Origin of the sequence: Methylobacillus draconifructus (genome assembly GCF_045984385.1) — a bacterium.
In the GTDB taxonomy this organism is placed as follows: Bacteria; Pseudomonadota; Gammaproteobacteria; order Burkholderiales; family Methylophilaceae; genus Methylobacillus; species Methylobacillus flagellatus_A.
This window is the reverse complement of record NZ_JBJQIJ010000001.1, coordinates 169,329-189,071: the sequence shown is the minus strand read 5'-3', so window position 1 is coordinate 189,071 and position 19,743 is coordinate 169,329. Positions and strand designations below refer to the sequence as shown.

The following is a 19,743-nucleotide window of genomic DNA, read 5'->3' as shown; positions in this document are numbered from 1 at the left end:
CGAAACGGTTGGCGAGCTTTTTTTTCGCCTGTCGCAGGCGTGGGTATCCTGGATTTTTGCAGACAACTTAACCTAGGAGCAAGAAAATGATACATGGTGATATTTCCAGCAGTCACGATACCGTCGGCGTCGCAGTGGTCAATTACAAGATGCCGCGCCTGCATACGAAGGCCGAGATTATCGACAACTGCAAGAAGATCGCGGACATGGTGGTCAACATGAAAGCCGGCCTGCCGGGCATGGACCTGGTGATCTTTCCCGAATACAGCACGCACGGCATCATGTACGACGGTCAGGAGATGTACGACAACGCCACCACGGTACCCGGCCCGGAAACCGCGATCTTCGCCGAGGCCTGCCGCAAGGCCAAGGTCTGGGGCGTGTTCTCCATTACAGGCGAGCAACATGAAGAACACCCGAACAAGGCGCCATACAACACGCTGATCCTCATGAACGACCAGGGAGAGATCGTGCAGAAATACCGCAAGATCATGCCGTGGGTGCCGATCGAGGGCTGGTATCCCGGCAAGGAAACCTTCGTCAGCGAAGGCCCCAAGGGCCTGAAGGTCAGCCTGATCATCTGCGACGACGGCAACTACCCGGAAATCTGGCGCGACTGCGCCATGAAGGGCGCAGAACTCATCATCCGCTGCCAAGGCTATATGTACCCGGCCAAGGAACAGCAAATCCTCATCAGCAAGGCCATGGCGTTCGCCAACAATACCTATGTCGCCGTCGCCAATGCCGCGGGTTTTGACGGCGTATATTCCTATTTCGGGCACTCCGCCATCGTCGGCTTCGACGGCCGTACGCTGGGCGAATGCGGCGAAGAGGAAAACGGCGTGCAATATGCGGCGCTGAGCAAGCACCTGATCCGCGATTTCCGCCAGCACGGCCAGTCCGAGAACCACTTGTTCAAGCTGCTGCACCGCGGCTACACCGGGGTATACAACTCCAAGGATGGGGAGCACGGCGTTGCCGAATGCCCTTACAGCTTCTACGGCAAATGGGTGCAAGACCCACAAGGCGCACGGGAAATGGTAGAGTCATTCACGCGCACGACCCTGGGCACCAAGGAGGCCCCGATCGAGGGACTGCCTAACTAGGCAATGTCCAGCAACCTGCCCCGGCTGAGCCGGGGCACAACCTGAAAGCAAGCCATGGCAAATTCCGACCCGATTCATGTTGGCGTCCTGTTCTCGACCAGCGGCGCAACCGCCACCATCGAGCGCTCGCAAGCATTCGCCACATTTTTCGCCATTTCCGAGATCAATGCCGCAGGCGGCATCCATGGCCGCGAGCTGGTGCCAATCTATTACGATCCGCAAGGCATACCCCGGCAATACCAGGCATTTGCCGAGCGCATGATCCGAGACGACAAGGTCAACGTCATCTTCGGCTGCTACATGTCGAGCACGCGCAAGGCGGTAATTCCCGTGGTGGAGAAATGGCGCAAGCTGCTGTTCTACCCCACGCCCTATGAAGGCTTCGAGTTCTCTCCCCACGTGATCTACACCGGCGCGGCGCCCAACCAGAACAGCGCCCAACTTGCTGATTACATGACGCGGCATTTCGGCGCGCGCATCTACCTGGTGGGCAGCGACTATATCTACCCTTATGAGTCCAACCGCATCATGAGCGACTTCATCCTCGAAGTGCCCGGCGGCAAGAAGCTCGCCGAGCGCTACCTGCCGCTCGATGCAACCGAGAAGGACTTCATCCCCATCGTGCGCGACATCAAGGCCAAGGCCCCGGATTTCGTGTTTTCCACCGTAGTGGGCAAGGCCACGCGCATGCTTTACCAGGCTTATGCCGATATCGGCATGGACGCCGTCAAGATACCGATTGCCAGCCTCACCACCTGCGAGGCGGAGGTCGCCGAAATGGGCCGCCGGATTGCGGCAGGGCACATCACCTCCGCGCCCTATTTCCAGTCGATCGGGAGCGAGCGCAACCAGGCCTGCCTGCGGAATTTCCGCCAGCAGTTCGGCGACGAGATCGAGCCGAACATGTGCTGGGAAGCGGCTTATTTCCAGGCGCAGCTATTCGCCGAAGCGATGCGGGAAGCCGGCGATGACAGTTATGAGGCGCTGCTGCCGCGCCTTCTGGGCCGCGAATACCAGGCGCTTCAAGGCCGGGTCGCCATCAACCCGGCCAACCACCACACCCGGCTCAACCCGCGCCTGGGAAGGGTCAACGAGCAAGGCATGTTCGACATCATCGCCGAATCCGTGGCGGGCGGCGTCACGCCGGACCCTTATCTGGTAACCCATACCGGCGAGGAATGGAATACCCTGCAATACCTGCCGGAGGCCATGCATGGCTAGCAACGGCAAAAGCAGCGCGCGCCAGCGCTCCACGCTGGACCTGTTCCGCAGCCTGCGCAATGCGCGCATCGCCATATTCCATCCCAAGGACGAAAACCGCGACACCCTGGTGCAGCAATTGCTGCGCATCGGCTGCCAGACCGTCACCCTGTGGCCGCCATTGGCAGAGCTGCCGGAAAATACCGACATCGTATTTTTCCTGCTCAACGCCGAGGCCAGCGCCAAGAAAAAACTGCCCTGGCTCAACCCAGCCTCTGCCATTCCCTTGATCGGCATTGTCGAATATGAAAATCCCACTATCCTCGATACCGCCACCAGCCTGGGCTGCCACGGCATCCTCGCGAGCCCGGTGCATGCCAACGGTATCCTCTCCACCTTGATCATGGCCATTCACCATTGCCAGGAAATCAAGGCGCTCAACAAGCGCAACCAACGCCTGGAACAAAAACTGCAAGCTGCCAACCAGATCAGTGCGGCGCAAACCATCCTGGCTCGCACCCGTAACATCAGTGCCATTGAGGCATACAAAGCCATGCGCGAGCAGGCCATGCTCAAGCGCGTGACCATCGAGGAAATCGCACGCGCCATCCTGCATGCGGACGGGATTCTCCACAGCTGAAAAAAAGGAGTCATGCACCTCGGTGATGACTCCCTCAAGAAGGCTCCATGATTGCAAAAGGAGCAGGCATCGCTCATAAAAAGCCGGTGTATTGTCGCAAACCTGCAAAAAGACGCCATTCTCCTGAAGCACTACTCCTTTATGGGTACTTCAAGCAACATGGGCAAAAAAACGCCAGGGAACTGCCGGATGGCAGTTGGCCTGGCTTAGGGCCTGTTAACGCTATTGAAGAAGATCGCGTTAACAGGCCCTAGGGGACTACGTCAGTACAACGCGGGGTGGGTTAAAACTGCGAAACGCCCGGAATCCAGTTTGTGCCGGCCAACGGCACTTTCGCCATCGCCGATGCTTCCAGCGTCAATGCGACCAGGTCCTCCGGCTCCAGGTTGTGCAGGTGCGACTTGCCGCAGGCGCGCGCGATCACCTGGGCTTCCATCGTCATCACCGAGAGGTAATTAGCGAGACGGCGGCCGGCCTTCACCGGGTCGAGGCGCTTCATGAGCTCGGGGTCCTGCGTGGTGATGCCTGCGGGGTCCTTGCCTTCATGCCAGTCGTCATAAGCGCCGGCGGTGGTGCCGAGCTTGTTGTACTCTTCTTCCAGGTGAGGGTCGTTATCGCCCAGCGCAATCAATGCGGCGGTGCCGATAGCCACCGCGTCCGCGCCCAGCGCCAGGGCCTTGGCTACATCGGCGCCGTTGCGGATGCCACCGGAGACAATCAATTGCACCTTGCGGTGCATGCCCAAGTCCTGCAGGGCTTGCACGGCGGGACGGATCGCCGCGAGGATGGGGATGCCGACGTGCTCGATGAACACTTCCTGCGTCGCGGCGGTGCCGCCCTGCATGCCGTCCAGCACCACGACATCGGCGCCGGCCTTCACCGCCAATGCCACGTCGAAGTAAGGACGGGTCGCGCCCACTTTCACGTAGATAGGCTTTTCCCAGTCGGTGATCTCGCGGATTTCCGCGATCTTGATCTCGAGGTCGTCCGGGCCGGTCCAGTCAGGATGGCGGCAGGCGGAGCGCTGGTCCACGCCCTTGGGCAGGCAGCGCATCTTGGCGACGCGATCGCTAATCTTCTGCCCGAGCAGCATGCCGCCGCCGCCCGGCTTGGCGCCCTGGCCGATCACGACCTCAATCGCATCGGCCTTGCGCAAGTCGTCCGGGTTCATGCCGTAGCGCGACGGCAGGTATTGGTAGACAAGGATAGAGGACTGCCCACGCTCTTCCGGCGTCATGCCGCCATCGCCGGTGGTGGTGCTGGTGCCCACGGCGCTCGCGCCGCGGCCCAGGGCTTCCTTGGCCGGGCCGGACAATGCGCCGAAGCTCATGCCGGCGATCGTGACCGGGGTCTTGAGGTGGATGGGCTTCTTGGCAAAGCGGTTGCCGAGGATGACGTCTGTGCCGCATTTCTCACGGTAGCCTTCCAGCGGATAACGGCTGACGGAGGCGCCGAGGAACAGCAGGTCGTCGAAGTGCGGCAGCTTGCGCTTGGCGCCCGCGCCGCGGATGTCGTAGATGCCGGTCGCCGCTGCGCGGCGAATCTCGGACATGGTGTGCTTGTCGAAGGTCGCAGAAAAACGCGGCTCGGTTTGCGGGATTTTTGGCGTATCGCTCATGATTAATAGGCTCCTGCGTTATCTACGTGGAAGTTGTACAGCGTGCGTGCGGAGCCCAGCAGCGTGAAACTGTCGGGGTCGGCATCGGCGTAGCCGGACTCTTTCAACAGCTTGACCAGTATCTGGCGCGCCTCGTCATCCATGGGCTTGACCTCGCAGTCGGCTCCCAGGCTCTGGATAGTGCCGCGCACGAAAATGCGGGCCTCGTAGAGGGAATCGCCCAGCGCTTCGCCGGCATCGCCCAGGATCACCAGGTTGCCAGCCTGCGCCATGAAAGCGGAGAAACTGCCTACCGAGCCGCCGACCACGATATCGACGCCCTTCATGGAGATACCGCAGCGCAAACCTGCATCGCCGTCGATCACCAGCAAGCCGCCTTGTGCAGTGGCGCCTGCCGCATTGGAAGCAAAGCCCTTTACGTGCACGCGGCCGGACATCATGTTCTCGGCTACGCCGGTGCCGGCGCTGCCCTCGATCACCACGTTGGCAAACTGGTTCATGCCTGCAGCGTAATAGCCCGCATGCCCCTCGATCACCACATCGACATCAGCCTTGAGGCCGACGGCAATGTTGTGCGCGCCGCCCGGATTGGTGATGGTAACCTTCTTGCCATCAAGTTCCGTCGCATCGCTGTGCAAGTATTGGTTCACCTCGCGCAGCGCGGTTTTTTCCAGGTCGAATGTTACAGTTTCCATACGTACATCTCCTTTGGTGCAGGCTCGAACACCTTGGCGTTCTTGATATCGGGCAAGTGGGCCAGCGAGCGGAACTCGGACGCGATCGCGACATAATCGTCATGCTCGGCCACAATGGCGGGCTTGCAGGCGAACGGGTCGCGCACCAGCGCCAGTTGGTCCTTGGTGCCCATCAGCAGGGTATAGAAGCCGTCCAGCTCGTCGAAGCCGTGCTCGAGCGCGGTCTTGAGGTCGTCGCCCTCGCGCATGCGCCATTGCAGGAAGCGGCAGGCGGCCTCGGTATCGTTGTCGGTCTCGAACGAGATGCCTTCGTGCTCCAGCTTGCGGCGGATGCTGTGCGCATTGGAGAGCGAACCGTTGTGCACCAGGCACCAGTCTTCGCCCGCGGTGAACGGGTGGGCGTGCGAAGGGGTGATCGCGGACTCGGTCGCCATGCGGGTATGGCCCACGAGGTGGCTGCCGGACAGCTTGGAGAAGTCATAGCGGCTCGCTACTTGGGCCGGCGTACCGGTGTCCTTGTAGATGTCCATGAGCTGGCCGACGGACAGCAGGTGCACCTGCGGGTAATGTTCCTTGAGCCAGGCCTTGACGCTTTCCGGGCTGGTGGTCGTCGTCACCACGGCATGGTTGACCTTCACTTCCACCTTGGCATCGGCCTTGAGGCCGTTGTTGAGGTCGACGCTGAGCTTGGCCCAGTCGAACTCGGGGGAGGCGCAATACAGGCTGAACTTGCGCTCAGTGTTATCCACGGGCGCGCCGAAAATCGCCAGGCCGGCAGAATCCGGGCCGCGCTCGGTCATGCCGATCAGCATGGGTAGCATGAGTTCTCCGATATTGGCGCGCAACTTCTGGTTCTTCACCAGCAATCCAACGATTCCACACATGATGTTCTCCTTACATAGAATCCAAAATAATTTAGAAAAACTCGATATACCGGTTGATTTCCCAATCCGATACATGGCGTTGATAGTCGACCCACTCGGCGCGCTTGAGCTTGATGAACTCTTCCGTGAGCGAATTGCCCAGCGCATCGCGCAACACCTGGTTAGCCTCGAGCTGGGCCAGCGATTCGTTGAGGTTTTGCGGCAGGATGCCGATGCCCTGCTCCTTCATTTCCGCCAGACTCAGATCGAACAGGTTGCTGGCATGGCCGGGGCCAGGGTGCAGCTCGCGCTTCACGCCGTCGAGGCCCGCGGCGATCACCGCCGCCGTGGTCAGATAGGGGTTGCAACTGCCGTCCGGCAGGCGCAGCTCCAGGCGGCCATAAGGAATGCGTACCATGGTCGAGCGGTTGTTGTTGCCGTAGGAAATATAGGCGGGCGCCCAGGTCGAGCCGGTGAGCGACTGGCTCACCACCAGGCGCTTGTACGAGTTGACGGTAGGCGCGGCCAGCGCGGTCAATGCCGGGGCGTGGTGCAGGATGCCGCCGAGGAAGTGATAGGCCAGCGTCGAGAGGCCGTGGCCGGTCGTGTCGCCATCGTCATGGAACAGGCTCTTGCTGCCGTCGCCGATCGACATGTGCATGTGCATGCCGTTGCCGGGGCGGTTGCCGAACGGCTTGGGCATGAAGGAACAGGTCATGCCGAGCTCGTTGGCGATATGGCTGGCCGCCATCTTGAACAAGATGTAGTCGTCCGCGCTCTTGAGGCAGTCGGCGTAGGTGTAGTTGATCTCGAACTGGCCGTTGGCGTCCTCGTGGTCGATCTGGTATACGTCCAGCCCGGCCGCGATCAGCGCTTCGGTCAGCCGTTCCAGGAACACGGCCTGCCGCGTCATGCCCTTGTAGTCGTAGCAAGGCTTTTGCAGCGTGTCGGTCTCGTCGCAGGGATGCAGCGCGCCCTTCTCGTCGCGCTTGAGCAGCGAGAATTCAGGCTCCAGCCCGGTGTAGAGTGTCCAGCCTTGCGCGGCCAGGCGTTCGACCTGCTTCTTGAGCACCACGCGCGAATCGTATTCATATGGCTTCTGGTCGACATGGCCGTCGCAAATGATGCGCGCATAGCCGGGCTGCCAGGGAATCAGGCTCAGCGTGGACAAGTCGCCCACCGCCATGTAGTCCGGGCCGTTGGGCAGGATGCCCATACCCCAGATCGCGCCACCGGCGAATCCCGCGCCATCCTTGAGGATGGATTCGAGATGGGCTGCAGGCACCGATTTCACCTTGGCGACGCCGTGGATATCCACGAACTGCGCCAGCACGTATTTCACGCCGTTGTCGGCCAGGAACTTCTTCGCGGCCGCCAATTGCTCGGCCGGCGTGCCTGGCTGATACGTGAACTTTCCATCTACTATCTTCATAACATAACTCTCCGAGTCCAATTGAGTTTTATGAATAGGCCGCGAAGTAGCGCCCTATCCCGACGGGTCCGCCCTTGTGCTCGTGAGCGATGCCTGCGATCACTTCCCACAAATATGAACCGTACGAACTATCACACCACAGCCTGTAGAGGCTCTCCTCCTCCTGCAGGTCCTGGCGTATCAGGACTACGCTGACCCCGGCGAATTGCGTCATGACGACGTCTTGTGCGCCGAGCGAAGCGCGAGTTAAATCAATAGAACAAACCTCTGAAAACAACGCCTGCACCGCGTGGCCGCCGATCACGAACGACGCTTCCACATGCGGCACCGGATACACCCCTTTGGCCCCTGCATAGGCTTGTGCCAGCCTTTCGCAGCTTGTGCCTCCCGGCGCATCTTCGATCAGGAATTCGCTGTTGCCCAGGCGCAAGACCAGGCTGCCGTCCACGTTGCGCGCCCAGGTGTTGGCACGCGGCGGGATGGCGACGCCCTGCCTGGCCAGCCAATCGGCAGCCTGCGCGCCCTTGACGCCGAACTTGCGCAGCAAGCTCGCATCAGCGACTCCCAGATTCTTTTTCCTCTCTTCTTCCAGTTCCTTGCCGCCAAAGTGAGCCGCCACTTTCATCTGATCGATGACGTCCCAGGCAATCTGTTCGCCATGCGCGTGGTTCAATGCATGGGCGATGGGAGTAATGAGTTTTTCTGTCTGCATGTCAGGTCTCAATGTTGGCTGGCAAGAAAATGGAAAGGCACTACGGTCGCGGGCGCTATCGCGCCGCTATCGGTGCGGATCTCGAAACTGGAACCCACGCCGCTGTGCTGCGGCGCGACATAGGCGAAACCGATCACGCGGCCCACGGTTCTGGAATACGCAATACTGGTGACACGGCCTTCGATCTCGCCGTTGCGGATCACCAGGTTGCATTCGAACGGCATCTCCCCCGCATAGCCGGGGTTGAGCGCAAACGCCACCAGGGCCTTCTTGAGCGAACGCTTGGCGATGATCTCCAGGCTGCGCTTGCCGATGAAATCCGGCTTGTTCATGTCGATGGCATGCTCCGCGCCGATTTCCAGCGGGTTGGTCAGGCCGTCGGTATCAATGCCGGGCATGGCATGGCCCATCTCCAGGCGCAGGATGCGCTGCGCATCGGTGCCGAACGGCTTGAGGCCCAGGCTGGAACCTGCGCGCATCACCTGTTCCCAGACGAAAGCGGCTTGCGGGGTGGGCACGTGCAACTCATAAGTGCTGTCGGCGACGAAGGCCACGCGCAGCAGCCGTACCGGCACCCCGGCAATTTCGGCCTCACGCGCGCTATGCGGCTGTTGCTCGCCGAGGTTGAAATTCACGAGGCCGGATAAGACCTGCCTTGCGAGTGGCCCGGCGACATTGATCGCGGCATAGGAGCCGGTGACGTTGACCAGGCCGATATCGAGCTGCCAGAGTTGCTGCCAGCGCTGCATCTCGCGGTAGACCGCGGCGGCATTCGAGGTGCCCGAGGTCAGGTAGAACAATTCCTCCTCCAGGCGGTGCGCCAGGCCGTCGTCCACCACCACGCCTGTTTCGTCCAGCAGCATGGTGTAGCGCGACTCGCCAACGCCTTGGTCGGCATAACGGCCGGTGAAGAAACGCTCGAGGAACAAGGCGGCCTCCGGCCCATGCACCTCGATCTTGCCGAAGGAACTGCTGTCGATGATACCGGCCTTGCCGCGCACGGCTTCCACTTCGGCGAGGATGGTGTCCTGCACGCTCTGACCAGGCACGGCATAGTAGGCGGCGCGCTTCCAGGGGCCGACATCGGTGAACACGGCGCCCAGCGCCGCATTGGTGTCATGCAGCGGCGTGGTGCGGTGCGGATGGAAGCCGCGCCCGCCCAGATGCCCGATCGGCGTGGGATGGAAGAACGGACGCGAGGTCGTGGTGCCGATCTGCTCCACCGGCACGCCACGCAGGCGGGCAAGGATGCGAATCGCGTTCATGTTGGAATGCTTACCCTGGCTGGGACCCATGCCGACGGTGGTGAAACGCTTCATCAGCTCGATATTGTCGAAGCCTTCCTTGGCGGCGTTGATGAAGTCTTTGACCTGAATGTCCTCGTCGAAATCGACGAAATTCTTGCCCTTGGCATGCATGACGATGGGGTAAGGGTGGCTTTGCGCGCTTAAGCTGACTGGCACGCTCGCAGCTTCTGCCAGGTTTTTGCCGATATGGCGCATCGCGGCAATCGCGGCACGCTGGCCGTCAGCCAGCTTGTCGGCCAATGCATAGACGCCGTTGACGCGGCCTGCGGCGAAGATACCCGCTGGCAATTTGTTGGGGACGAACTGGTGCACGCCATAGTCGTAGCGCATCGCGGTGCCGGCCTGGTACAACAGATTGGCAGCAGGCGCCCAGCCCGCGCACATCGCCACGCCGTCGCATTCGATGCGGGTCTTGCTGCCGGTGTCCGCCTCGGCGCTGTCGGCGTTATAGGGCGCGACCACCACGGCCTTGACGCTGAACTTGTCGGAAGCAGGTTCGACTTCATACACAGCACTACCCTGCAGGGTTTTCACGCCACGCCGCGCCAGCCCGGCAGGCAAGGCCGCGTCCACTTCGGTGCGCAGGTCGATCAATGCCGCCACCTTGACGCCTGCTTCCAGCAGGTCGTGGGCGACGCGGTAGCCGTAGTCGTTGGCGGTGAACACCACCCCATGCTCGAACGGCTTGACGCCGTAGCGGTGCAGCAGGCGCTGCGCCGCAGAGCCGAGCATGACGCCGGGAATATCGTTGTTGCGGAACACCGGCGGCTGCTCGAAAGCGCCGCTCGCCATCACCACCGCCCCGGCGCGCACCTTGACCATGCCGTCCTTGGTCACCACGGGAATCAGGTGGTCGGGATAGTAGCCGGCGGCATATGCGCTGGTGATCACCTGGATATTCGGCAATGCCTGCACCTCGGCGGACAACTCGCCCAGCAGCTTGCCGGATTCCTGGCTGCCGCCCCAGTCGAAGCCCAGACTGCCGCCGAGCTGGGCGTTCTCGTCCACCAGCACCACGCGCAGGCCCTGTTTGCCAGCCTCGATAGCGGCGGACAGGCCGGAAGCGCCCGCGCCGACCACCAGCACGTCGCAGTGGATATGTTGCTTGGGCTTGGTGATGCGCGGATAGTTGAAGTTGACCACGCCCAGGCCGGCCGCCTTGCGAATGACGTTTTCCCAGAACGGGAACATCTTCTTGGGCGTATGGAACGCCTTGTAGTAGAAGCCCACGGGCAGCAGCGGAGCGATACTGTCAATGATGCGGCTCTTGTCCTTGCGCACGCCGCCGTCGGTATTCACCGCCTCCAACACAGCGCCGTTGCTCACGGGCGCCACGTCGCCGCGGATATTGGTGTCCAGCCCGTCGGTCAGCATCACGTTGACGTCATGGTTGGCCAGGCTGAGGATGCCGCGCGGACGGTGATACTTGAAACTGCGCCCCAACACTTTTTCGCCACTCGCCCAAAGTGCACTGGTAATGGTGTCACCCTCAAAACCGCTGTAATCCTTGCCCTCAAAGCTGAACTTGACGACAGCAGCACGGTTGATCCACTCACCTGCTTGTTTGGTCAAACGTGCACTCATTTGCTGCCCTCCTGCCCTTTCAGATATGTACGAATCACTTGGTCGGTCAATGTATTGCGCTCGGCGATGAACCAGGTGCCGCTGGGCGCGTGGTACCACCACTCCTGCTTGAGGCCGGGCGCGCCATGGCGGTTGTGCACATAGTCGGCCCACTCCTTGTCGCTGCAACCGGCAGCGGGCGGGATGCGCAATTCGCCGCCATAGACGAATTCGCTCAGTGGTCTGGTTCCATTCACGGGACAGGTCAGTAATTTCATCGTGTATTCCTCATCTATGCCCTGGCTTAGTGGCCTACCGAGGCCGCGCCTTTTTCGCCGGTCAGCTCGTAGTCCTCGAAGCGCGACAGACGGAAGGAATGAATCAGCTCGGGCGCCTGGTCGCGCGCGATGGTTTCGGCCATGGTCTTGCCGCTGATCGGCGTCGCCTTGAAGCCCCAGGTGCCCCAGCCTGCGTCGAGGTAGAAGCCCTTGACCGGCGTCTTGCCCATCACCGGCGCAAAATCCGGCGTCATGTCGGCCATGCCCGCCCATTGGCGCACTACCTTGATATTGGAAAGGAAGGGGAACATGTCCAGCATGTGCGAGGTCAGCCCCTCGACGAAATCCAGCGTCGAGCGCGTGGAGTGCACTTCGTAAGGGTCGAGCGAGGAGCCCATTACCAGCTCGCCGCGCGAGGACTGGCTCACATACACATGCAGGCTGCCGGAGACGAGAATGGTATCCAGCCACGGCTTCATCGGTTCGGTGACGCAAGCTTGCAGCGGATGGATGACGATAGGCGTTTCCACATCCACCATCTCGCAGATTCTCGGCGTGAAGCCCGCCACGGCGGACAGCACGTTATTGGTAGCGATATAACCTTTGTTGGTGTTCACGCCCACTACCTGGCCGCCCTTCACGTCGATACCAGTGACTTCGGTATTCTGAAAAATCTCCACACCCAGCCGGTCCGCGCCGCGGGCATAGCCCCAGGCCACGGCATCGTGGCGCGCCACCGAGCCAGGCGCATGGTAGAGCGCGCCGACGATGGGCGCCTTGCCACTACAGCTCAAGTCAAGCTGCGGACAGGCCTTGGCAATTTCGTCCGGGCCGACGACATAGCTTTCCACGCCCACGTGCTTGTTGACCTCGGCGCGCCAGCGCATGGTGCGCATCGCGGATTCGGTATGTGCGAGCGTGAAATGGCCGCGCGTGGAATAGAACAGGTTGAGGTCCAGTTCCTCTGAAAGGTCTTCATAGATCTTGACGCTGGCGTCGTAGAACTTCACGCCTTCGGGCGTGAGGTAGTTGGAGCGCACGATGGTGGTGTTGCGGCCGGTATTGCCGCCGCCGATATAGCCTTTCTCCAGCACCGCGACATTGGTGATGCCATGGTGCTTGGCCAGGTAATACGCCGCTGCCAAGCCGTGGCCGCCGCCGCCGATGATCACCACGTCATAGGATTTCTTCGGCGCGGTATGCGCCTGGAAAAACCGCGTTCCCGGGTACTCCCTGCTCAACGCGTATTTAAGCAATCTCAACGGCATTTATCGTGGCTCCAAAAAACTTTAGTCATCAATACTGCATACACTTCAAGTAAACTTTTTTTCTCTAAAAGAAACTTTAGTGCATTTATACCGAGGTCAAAAACCAGCGTCAACACATTTATGAAACTTTTTTTCATAAAAAGAAACTTTGCACCAAGAACAAGCAAATTCAAGGTGATAGGCACCACATTTGTGCATGTTTTTGTTCATTTCACGACATAGCAAAGGTCATGCAACCTGGATGCCAGATATCACTTCCAAGCCTGGAAAAATGAAAAACTCGGGAAAAGAAAAGCGCCTCTCGAGCGAGGACGCATTCAAAAAAGGCCATCGAAGAAACCGAGAGTCAACGGTCAGCGCACCATCCCGTATTAGAATCCTATCCAGACACATTCTTCAGCCCAGGAAAGGACCGAGCCTTGAGCATATTGGAAGCCCTCAAATACGTTTCTATCGTCGTGATCGGCCTGCTGCCCATCATGAACCCGCTCACCACGATCCCGCTGTATATGGCGCTGACGCGCCAAATGACAGTCGAGACCAGAAAGCGGCAAGCCAAGAAAGCCTGCATCTACGCGTTCTGCATCCTCACGACGTTCCTGTTGCTGGGCAACGGCATCATCAACCTGTTCGGCATTTCCATGCCGGGGATTCGCGTCGCGGGCGGCATCATCATCCTGATCCTGGCCCTGCGCATGATCTTCTCGGGACTGGATTCGTCCTCCAGCGTGGATTCGGAGCCTGACGAAATCAAGCATGCCAACCTGGATTATTCGTTCTCGCCATTGGCGATGCCCAGCATGGCCGGGCCGGGCTCGATCGCGGTCATCATGAGTTTCGGTTCGCAGATTCCCGAAGGCTCCCACCTCATCGGCGACCCCATCGTCATTACCGGGATTGCCATCACCACCGGCATCGCCTACCTGGCGCTGTCCTCGGCCACCTATATCGAGAAAATGCTGGGCGAGCACGGCATGCAGGCCGTCACCAAGATCATGGGCTTCCTGCTCACCTGCGTGGCGGTACAGTTCCTGGCGTCGGGCATACGCGACTTCTATATCGAATTCGCCAAGATGTAGAGATGTAGAAACGATCAAGGCCTCTCGCGAGGCCTTGATGTCCTTGGGTAGCTGAAACTTATAGCTGCTGCATGTAGATCACGATCAGCACCGCCACGCCGATGGCGACGAACGGCATGACGCCCGCGCGTTTCTTCACGCCCGCCTCGTCGCCCATATGCATATCCTCGAGCATGGCCCTGGGGAACACGCCCTTGTCCTGCACGTAGTGGCGGTAGAGGAACACCGGCACGATCAGCGCAGCGCATACCACGCCGGACCACAAGGTGCCCTCGCCCCAGATATTGGCGCCCAAGCCCATCAGGGCGACATTCACAAAGCTCAAGATGGTGCCCAGGACGATCAGGATCAACGGCGCCTTGTAGGGGCGCTCCCATTTCGGCCGGTCCAGGCGATGGATCCAGCCCGCGTTAAGATTGAGGAAGTTGAACATGATGTAGCAGACATTCGACACCGCCAGCACGAACACGTAATCGGACATCAGCAGCAACACCAGGTTGAAGCAGAGGTCGGTCCACATGGCGCGCGTCGGCGCCCCGTGCTCGTTGGCATGGGAAAGGTATTTGGGCAGCCAGCCATCCACCGCACCCTGGTACAAGGTACGGGAAGAGCCCGCCATGGAGGTCATGATGGAGAGCAGCAGGGCCAGCACCAGCATGATGACGATGATATTGCCCAGCTGCTGGCTGCCGCCCAGCATGGACGCCAGCGCGCTAGCGACGCCCATGCCGCTGTAAATGTCCGGGGCCAGCATGCCGTCGTAGACTGCGGGGCTGATTTCATTGCCCGCAGCATCCAGCACGGCGGGCGTCACCAGGTGGCCGAGGCCGAGATCGGCCTGGAACGCGATCGGCACCAGGGTGAATACGGCGAGGCAGAGCAAGCCCGAGTAGAAGATCGCCTTGAAGGTGTCGGTCTTGGGATTGCGGAACTCGCGCGTATAGCAGACTGAGGTCTCGAACGCATAGGTGGACCAGGCCGCGATGAACATGCCGCCCGCCATCAGCTTCCAGCCCTCGATATCCCAGGCGCCGTTCACCACGTTGCCGGCCTCGTCGTAAGCCAGCGGGGCGACTGGCAGGAAATTGGCGGCGGAAATGTCGCCGGTGAGGATGGGCACGATGCCGATCAGCATGAGCGGGATCAAGGCCGCCAGGCCCAGCACCATGGTCACGCGCGAAGAGCGCAGGATGCCGCCGTGCTGGATGCCGAAAACGCCGAGCAGCACCGCCGCGCCGAGAATGAAGGTGGCGTCGATGCGCAGGCTGAGGCCAGACTTGATGAAGCCGAGGTCCATCAAGGTAATCTGCCAGGTATTGATCACCGCGTCCGCAGGGAACATCGCGAGCAGGATATAGCCCGCCGCCAGGCCGGAACCTATCGCCAGCACCGGCGTCCACGCCAGCCAGTTGCACCAGACCGAGATCGGCGCGATGAACTTGCTGTAGCGCACCCAGGCGATGGCGCCGTATACCGAAGCGCCGCCGGACTTGTGCGGGAACATGCCCGCGATCTCGGCATAGGTGAACGCCTGGATGAAGCCGAAAGTGATCGACAGCATCCATGCCAGCCAGGCGGGCTTGCCCACGGTCGAGGCAATCGCGCCAATCGAAAACAGCACCAATGCCGGCACGCCGCTGGCGACCCAGAACGCGCCCTGCCAGCCTATCTTGCGGTGCAGGCTGCCGGACCTGGGCGGCTGACCGATGGTCGCCGCCGTGACATCTAGGGATGGGGTAGCACTCAATTTGCAGTCTCCTGAACATGAACATCAAGATGCGGGAATGCATCTTCTCCAGGATTGCATTGGATAACGGATGGGCTGGCTGCCACAATTCCCACTACGGATTACTCCTTAGGAGGTATAGGGGCCCAGAATAAAGTTACCACTTACTTCCTTTCTAATTCATTCCGGAACCAGGGCGACGACGCAGACAATCCAGTTGCACGGCAAGGAGGAGCAACAAGGGCGGCTTGAAGGGATTACTTCTGGCGGTGCGCCCAGACAGCGGCTTCGAGGCGGCTGGTCAAGCGCAGCTTGCTCAACAGGTGTTTCACATGCACCTTCACCGTGGTATCGGAAATACCGAGCTTACGCGCAATCGCCTTGTTGCTCAGGCCGTCGGCAAGGCATTGCAGGATTTCCTGCTCGCGGTCGGTCAGGGAAACCTGGTCTGGCGTCGCAGGCGCCGGCTTGTTACCTAGCTCCTGCAACGCTTGCCTGAGCACCTCGGTCAAGCGGTCCTGGATCACGGTCACGCCGTCCGCAATTTTCTTCAGGCTGGCGCAAAGCTGCTCCGGCTCCATATCCTTGAGCAGGTAGCCGTCCGCGCCAGAGCGCAGGGCCTCCAGAAGATCGTCCTCGGCATCGGACACGGTCAGCACGACAAAACGTGCCCGGAGGCCGCCGGCCTTGAACCTGCGCAAGGTCTCCAGCCCGTCCACCCCTTTCATGTTGAGGTCGATCAGCACGATATCCGGCGCAAGCGCAGGCGCCTGCTCCAAGCCCTCCAGCCCCGACGAGGCCTCGCCGACCACCTCGAACAGCGGGTCGGCGCCTATCATCTGGCTCACGCCCTTGCGGAACAGGGCATGGTCGTCAATCAGGAATACCTTTAGCATAGTGTCCACTTACTTTCGTGCAATAGGTTGAAATAACTTCACTTGGATTACTGGTTGAGCTTGGGCGTAAAAATCAGCCTGACGCGCGTGCCGCCCTGGCGCCGCGCGCTGACCGTGATGTCCCCGCCCAGGCTGTATGCCCGGTCGCGCATGATGCTCTGCCCGTAATGGCCTGGCTCGTCCGTTGCATTGGCCGGCATGCCCATGCCGTCGTCATCGATAGTCACCACGACGGTGCTGCCCGGGATGTATGCCAGCGCCACCACGACATTCTGCGCGCCCGCATGGCGGATGATGTTGGAAAGCGCCTCGCGTATCACGTGCAGGATATGGAATTCCTCATTCACTGTCAGGCGGCAATTGACCAGGCGGTTATCCAGCGTGATCGACACCGCCGAGCGGTTGGAAAACTCGTCAATCGCCGCCTGGATGGCGAATCCCAGCCCGCGCACATCCATATGCATGCGGAAAGTGGAAAGCAGCTCGCGCAATTCGCGGTAGGCGGTATCCAGGCCTTCACGCAATTCGCCCGCAATCTCGTTAGTGATCCCGCTGTTTTCCCCCGGCTCGCCGGTTGTCTGCGTTTGCAGCCGCGCGATCTGGATCTTCATGTAGGAAAGCGACTGCGCCAGGGAATCATGCAGTTCGCGCGCAATCGCGGCCCGCTCCTCAAACAGGGCCAGCCGCCGGGCCTGCTCCTCCCGGCTTTGCGCGCCCAGCACCAGTGAAAGCAGTTGCGCCGTGATTTCCGCCAGCGAAATATCGGACTCGTACAACTCCTGGCCCGGCTTGGCTTCCAGGATCAGCATGCCGAAATTGTCGCCCGGGCAGGCGAATGTCGCGGCAATACACTCGTTCGCCAGCATGAACTTGGCCGAGCGCCGCGTCGCCAGGTCGCGCAACACCTCTTCCGGCAAGGCTTCCGGGGCGTATTGCGAAAACAGCAGGCGCTCCCCCCGACTCTCCCCGCCGTCCAGCACGAAGCGCAACGATACGTTGCGCAGGTCCAGGCTGCTTTCCATCGAGTAAATCATGGTCTTAAGCACGGATTCGTTCAGCACATTGTCGTTCAGCGACAGCACCAGGCCGTGCAGGAAGGTACGCGCACGCAGCAGCCGGCGCAGCAGTTCGCTCCGCGTGCGGTTGAACCATTCGGTTTCGGACTTGAAGCCCTGCATCTGCGCAGAGAACGCCTGCACCACGCCTTCCAGCTGGGAAAGTTCGTCCATGTCCCGCCGGTCCTGTGCGGGCAGCTGCTCGCCCGGCAGCATGGCGACCAAGGCCGCGACCCGGTCGATTAATATCTGCTTGACCATCAACGCTACCGCGACCAGGCTGCACAACAGCAGCAACAGGCCAATGAACTGCAGCATCACCAGCACCGTCTGCTTTTCGTCGACGTCACGGCGCAATGCATCGAGCATGGCATCATGGCCTGCCAGTATCGACTGCATCGTTCTTGAGGCTTCCCTTCCGTCCGCAAGGTAAGCGGCTTCGTCCTGCTGCAGCCGGGCAATCAGCGAGGCCAACTTTCGGGACTGGTGCTCGGCATACCATTGGCGGGCGGTATCGCCGCCGCTCAACGTCGCCGCGCTCCAGGCAGGAAGGGGCTGCCGCACTCCGGCATTGCCGGGAAGCTGGCTCCATTCGAGCTTGCGTTGCGCCAACTGCTGGATTGCGGATTGGCTGGCGGGTATGTAATCTAGAAGGAACAGCGAGCCTGCCTGCATCATGACGGCCAGTATCGCCGCGCAAGACAGCAGCATGACGAGGCGCAGGTACAGCGCATGGCGCAGCAAGCGCTCGCGCAGGATGCCAAGCGGCTTGCCCAGCCTTGTCTTGATGGTTCCGGATTGCAAATTGTTCTAGCCTTTAGCCACTGCCATGAGCCTATATCTTTTCAGCACACTGATACTGAGCATTATCTTCCTGCTGGTGTTCAACAGCTGGTGGACCGCCAGCGCGCCATTCGCCACCCACCTCACCGGCCTCCTCATCGTCAGCAGCATATTGCTGACGCTGCTGCTGATGGCGGCGCTGGCCCCCGTGCTGGCGCGCCAGAACATAGGGCGCATGCAGGCGCGCATGCGCAGCCCGAACTGGGAGCACGAAGTCTCCTCGCGCCTTTCGTCACCCGCAGCGGTGGTGGAGAACCATACGGTGGTATTCGCCAACCAGGCCTTCCTCAACGAGCTGGGCATGGCCGGCATGTCGGACCAGATCGTCGGCATGCCGCTCACCAACGTCATCCATCCGGGAGACCACCAGTTGCTGGCTGCATTGCTTGCCAATATCGACACCCCCGCCAGGGAGGATAGCACTTTGCGCCTGCTTTGTTTGGACGGCACCGTGCTGCCGAGCAAGCTTTCCCTCTCCCCCATGGGGCACGGCGCCACCCACCAGCGCCTGCTGCTGCAATTCTCCCCGATTTCCAGCGGACCGGCCACCGGCGTGCGCTTCAACGAACAATTCAACTACCACCTTCTCATCAACCGCCTGGAGGAAGTGGTGTTCGAGCTGCAACGCGGCAACAGGCTGAGTTTCCTCAACCCCAGTTGGGAGGCCCTGCTCGAGTACTCGATCGAAGAATCCCTGGGCAAACCGCTGATCGACTTCATCCACCCCGAGGACAAGCCGCTCGCGATTGCGCGCCTGGACTCCATCGCCCGCGGCAAGCGCCTGCGCTGCAATGAGCAGATCCGGCTGATCAAACGCAACGGCGAGCCGTGCTGGGTGGAAATCCGCGCCCGCAGCTCCGCCATGGCGGAAAACGAGGGTGCCAGCGTGCTCGGCACCCTCACCGACATCACCGAGGCGCGCCAGGTGGAAGCCGGCCTCAGGAGCAACCGCCACTCCCTCAGCAGCCTCATCAACAACGTGCCGTGCATGATCTACCGGCGCAAGGCCGACCACGGCCTCAATTTCGAGTTCGTCAGCGACGGCAGCCTCAACCTCACCGGCTACGGTGCGCATGAGCTGATCGCCAGCCACGCCCTCAGCTTCAGGAAACTGCTGCACCCGGGCGACTATCAAGTATGGGAAACCGCCCGCGAACAGCTCACGCAGCGGCAGGCGTTGCAGGCGATCTACCGCCTGTATTCACGCAACGGCTCCTATCAATGGGTCTGGGAGCAGGGCAACGGCATCTACGCCAGCACCGGCGAACTGCTTGCCGTGGAAGGCTTTATCGCCGCCCTGGGCGGAGAGAATGCCGAGGCGGCCCCGATCTTCATGCAACTGCAACGCCAGCTCGGTCACTGAGCGCGGCCAAAACTCTCCTGGCATTGTTACCTTGCCGAAGAAGTAAGAGCCTGTTCAATGTCTTTTCATCGGACACGCATGGGTCCAAAACGTGTCCGG

General features: G+C 60.9%; 17 protein-coding genes. 6 read left to right on the top strand and 11 right to left on the bottom strand.

Translation table 11 applies throughout. The features are described 5' to 3' along the window. The first annotated feature begins 86 nt into the window (after positions 1–86). Genes ACKF11_RS00990 through ACKF11_RS00975 form a run of 4 tightly spaced genes read left to right on the top strand, consistent with a single transcriptional unit; the run spans position 87 to position 3,200 of the window. On the top strand, positions 87–1,106 hold the full coding sequence (locus ACKF11_RS00990) for an aliphatic amidase (RefSeq protein ID WP_407994730.1): 1,020 nt from the start codon (positions 87–89) through the stop codon (positions 1,104–1,106). Positions 1,107–1,160: 54 nt separating this feature from the next. Continuing rightward, the gene (locus ACKF11_RS00985) at positions 1,161–2,327 is read left to right on the top strand and encodes a transporter substrate-binding domain-containing protein (protein ID WP_407995640.1); all 1,167 of its coding nucleotides are present in this window, start codon (positions 1,161–1,163) and stop codon (positions 2,325–2,327) included. Further along, positions 2,320–2,946, top strand: coding sequence for an ANTAR domain-containing response regulator (locus tag ACKF11_RS00980; protein ID WP_407994728.1), 627 nt, complete (start codon positions 2,320–2,322; stop codon positions 2,944–2,946). The genes ACKF11_RS00985 and ACKF11_RS00980 overlap by 8 nt, the downstream gene beginning before the upstream one ends. Positions 2,947–2,993: 47 nt before the next feature. Further along, positions 2,994–3,200 (top strand): hypothetical protein, encoded by a 207-nt coding sequence (locus tag ACKF11_RS00975; protein WP_407995639.1) that lies wholly within the window; start codon positions 2,994–2,996, stop codon positions 3,198–3,200. Between the two features lie 29 nt (positions 3,201–3,229). Here ACKF11_RS00975 and ACKF11_RS00970 read toward each other — a convergent pair whose 3' ends face one another. Genes ACKF11_RS00970 through ACKF11_RS00935 form a run of 8 tightly spaced genes read right to left on the bottom strand, consistent with a single transcriptional unit; the run spans position 3,230 to position 12,682 of the window. Next, complete coding sequence (locus ACKF11_RS00970) at positions 3,230–4,564, bottom strand: FMN-binding glutamate synthase family protein (protein ID WP_407995638.1); 1,335 nt, start codon at positions 4,562–4,564, stop codon at positions 3,230–3,232. A 2-nt stretch (positions 4,565–4,566) separates the two neighbouring features. Next, positions 4,567–5,259 carry a GltB/FmdC/FwdC-like GXGXG domain-containing protein gene (locus ACKF11_RS00965; RefSeq protein WP_407995637.1) on the bottom strand — a complete coding sequence of 231 codons (693 nt, stop codon included), beginning with the start codon at positions 5,257–5,259 and terminating at the stop codon, positions 4,567–4,569. Continuing rightward, a complete protein-coding gene (locus ACKF11_RS00960) occupies positions 5,247–6,143 on the bottom strand; it encodes a class II glutamine amidotransferase (RefSeq protein WP_309564370.1) in 897 nt (298 codons plus the stop codon). The genes ACKF11_RS00965 and ACKF11_RS00960 overlap by 13 nt, the downstream gene beginning before the upstream one ends. Positions 6,144–6,174: 31 nt before the next feature. After that, a complete protein-coding gene (glnT, locus tag ACKF11_RS00955; RefSeq protein WP_407994723.1) occupies positions 6,175–7,554 on the bottom strand; it encodes a type III glutamate--ammonia ligase in 1,380 nt (459 codons plus the stop codon). Between the two features lie 28 nt (positions 7,555–7,582). Beyond that, positions 7,583–8,266 carry a sarcosine oxidase subunit gamma gene (locus ACKF11_RS00950; RefSeq protein ID WP_407994722.1) on the bottom strand — a complete coding sequence of 228 codons (684 nt, stop codon included), beginning with the start codon at positions 8,264–8,266 and terminating at the stop codon, positions 7,583–7,585. Between the two features lie 8 nt (positions 8,267–8,274). Further along, positions 8,275–11,157 carry a 2Fe-2S iron-sulfur cluster-binding protein gene (locus ACKF11_RS00945; RefSeq protein ID WP_407995636.1) on the bottom strand — a complete coding sequence of 961 codons (2,883 nt, stop codon included), beginning with the start codon at positions 11,155–11,157 and terminating at the stop codon, positions 8,275–8,277. Next, positions 11,154–11,414, bottom strand: a complete 261-nt coding sequence (locus ACKF11_RS00940) for a sarcosine oxidase subunit delta (protein WP_407994720.1) — start codon at positions 11,412–11,414, stop codon at positions 11,154–11,156. The genes ACKF11_RS00945 and ACKF11_RS00940 overlap by 4 nt, the downstream gene beginning before the upstream one ends. A 26-nt stretch (positions 11,415–11,440) precedes the next feature. Beyond that, positions 11,441–12,682 carry an FAD-dependent oxidoreductase gene (locus tag ACKF11_RS00935; RefSeq protein ID WP_407995635.1) on the bottom strand — a complete coding sequence of 414 codons (1,242 nt, stop codon included), beginning with the start codon at positions 12,680–12,682 and terminating at the stop codon, positions 11,441–11,443. A gap of 419 nt (positions 12,683–13,101) precedes the next feature. On the opposite strand from ACKF11_RS00935, the gene ACKF11_RS00930 reads away from it, so the two are divergent. Beyond that, on the top strand, positions 13,102–13,761 hold the full coding sequence (locus ACKF11_RS00930) for a MarC family NAAT transporter (protein ID WP_309564364.1): 660 nt from the start codon (positions 13,102–13,104) through the stop codon (positions 13,759–13,761). 58 nt (positions 13,762–13,819) lie between these two features. Here the strand turns inward: ACKF11_RS00930 and ACKF11_RS00925 are convergent, their stop codons facing one another. The 3 genes from ACKF11_RS00925 to ACKF11_RS00915 all read right to left on the bottom strand — a co-directional run bounded on the left by ACKF11_RS00925 (position 13,820) and on the right by ACKF11_RS00915 (position 18,242). Then, a complete protein-coding gene (locus ACKF11_RS00925; RefSeq protein WP_405029477.1) occupies positions 13,820–15,508 on the bottom strand; it encodes an APC family permease in 1,689 nt (562 codons plus the stop codon). Positions 15,509–15,744: 236 nt separating this feature from the next. Next, positions 15,745–16,383 carry a two-component system response regulator NarL gene (gene narL, locus ACKF11_RS00920; protein ID WP_407995634.1) on the bottom strand — a complete coding sequence of 213 codons (639 nt, stop codon included), beginning with the start codon at positions 16,381–16,383 and terminating at the stop codon, positions 15,745–15,747. Between the two features lie 47 nt (positions 16,384–16,430). After that, entirely contained in the window at positions 16,431–18,242 is a 1,812-nt protein-coding gene (locus tag ACKF11_RS00915) for a histidine kinase (RefSeq protein ID WP_407995633.1), read from the bottom strand. Between the two features lie 25 nt (positions 18,243–18,267). On the opposite strand from ACKF11_RS00915, the gene ACKF11_RS00910 reads away from it, so the two are divergent. Then, positions 18,268–19,644, top strand: coding sequence for a PAS domain-containing protein (locus ACKF11_RS00910; RefSeq protein WP_407995632.1), 1,377 nt, complete (start codon positions 18,268–18,270; stop codon positions 19,642–19,644). Positions 19,645–19,743: the final 99 nt, after the last annotated feature.

What these genes read in the sequence shown, in the direction of transcription:
- ACKF11_RS00990 (WP_407994730.1), top strand. Translation starts at nt 87, where the DNA reads ATGATACATGGTGATATTTCCAGCAGTCACGATACCGTCGGCGTCGCA.
- ACKF11_RS00985 (WP_407995640.1), top strand. Translation starts at nt 1,161, where the DNA reads ATGGCAAATTCCGACCCGATTCATGTTGGCGTCCTGTTCTCGACCAGC.
- ACKF11_RS00980 (WP_407994728.1), top strand. Translation starts at nt 2,320, where the DNA reads ATGGCTAGCAACGGCAAAAGCAGCGCGCGCCAGCGCTCCACGCTGGAC.
- ACKF11_RS00975 (WP_407995639.1), top strand. Translation starts at nt 2,994, where the DNA reads ATGATTGCAAAAGGAGCAGGCATCGCTCATAAAAAGCCGGTGTATTGT.
- ACKF11_RS00970 (WP_407995638.1), bottom strand. Translation starts at nt 4,564, where the DNA reads ATGAGCGATACGCCAAAAATCCCGCAAACCGAGCCGCGTTTTTCTGCG.
- ACKF11_RS00965 (WP_407995637.1), bottom strand. Translation starts at nt 5,259, where the DNA reads ATGGAAACTGTAACATTCGACCTGGAAAAAACCGCGCTGCGCGAGGTG.
- ACKF11_RS00960 (WP_309564370.1), bottom strand. Translation starts at nt 6,143, where the DNA reads ATGTGTGGAATCGTTGGATTGCTGGTGAAGAACCAGAAGTTGCGCGCC.
- glnT (WP_407994723.1), bottom strand. Translation starts at nt 7,554, where the DNA reads ATGAAGATAGTAGATGGAAAGTTCACGTATCAGCCAGGCACGCCGGCC.
- ACKF11_RS00950 (WP_407994722.1), bottom strand. Translation starts at nt 8,266, where the DNA reads ATGCAGACAGAAAAACTCATTACTCCCATCGCCCATGCATTGAACCAC.
- ACKF11_RS00945 (WP_407995636.1), bottom strand. Translation starts at nt 11,157, where the DNA reads ATGAGTGCACGTTTGACCAAACAAGCAGGTGAGTGGATCAACCGTGCT.
- ACKF11_RS00940 (WP_407994720.1), bottom strand. Translation starts at nt 11,414, where the DNA reads ATGAAATTACTGACCTGTCCCGTGAATGGAACCAGACCACTGAGCGAA.
- ACKF11_RS00935 (WP_407995635.1), bottom strand. Translation starts at nt 12,682, where the DNA reads ATGCCGTTGAGATTGCTTAAATACGCGTTGAGCAGGGAGTACCCGGGA.
- narL (WP_407995634.1), bottom strand. Translation starts at nt 16,383, where the DNA reads ATGCTAAAGGTATTCCTGATTGACGACCATGCCCTGTTCCGCAAGGGC.
- ACKF11_RS00910 (WP_407995632.1), top strand. Translation starts at nt 18,268, where the DNA reads ATGAGCCTATATCTTTTCAGCACACTGATACTGAGCATTATCTTCCTG.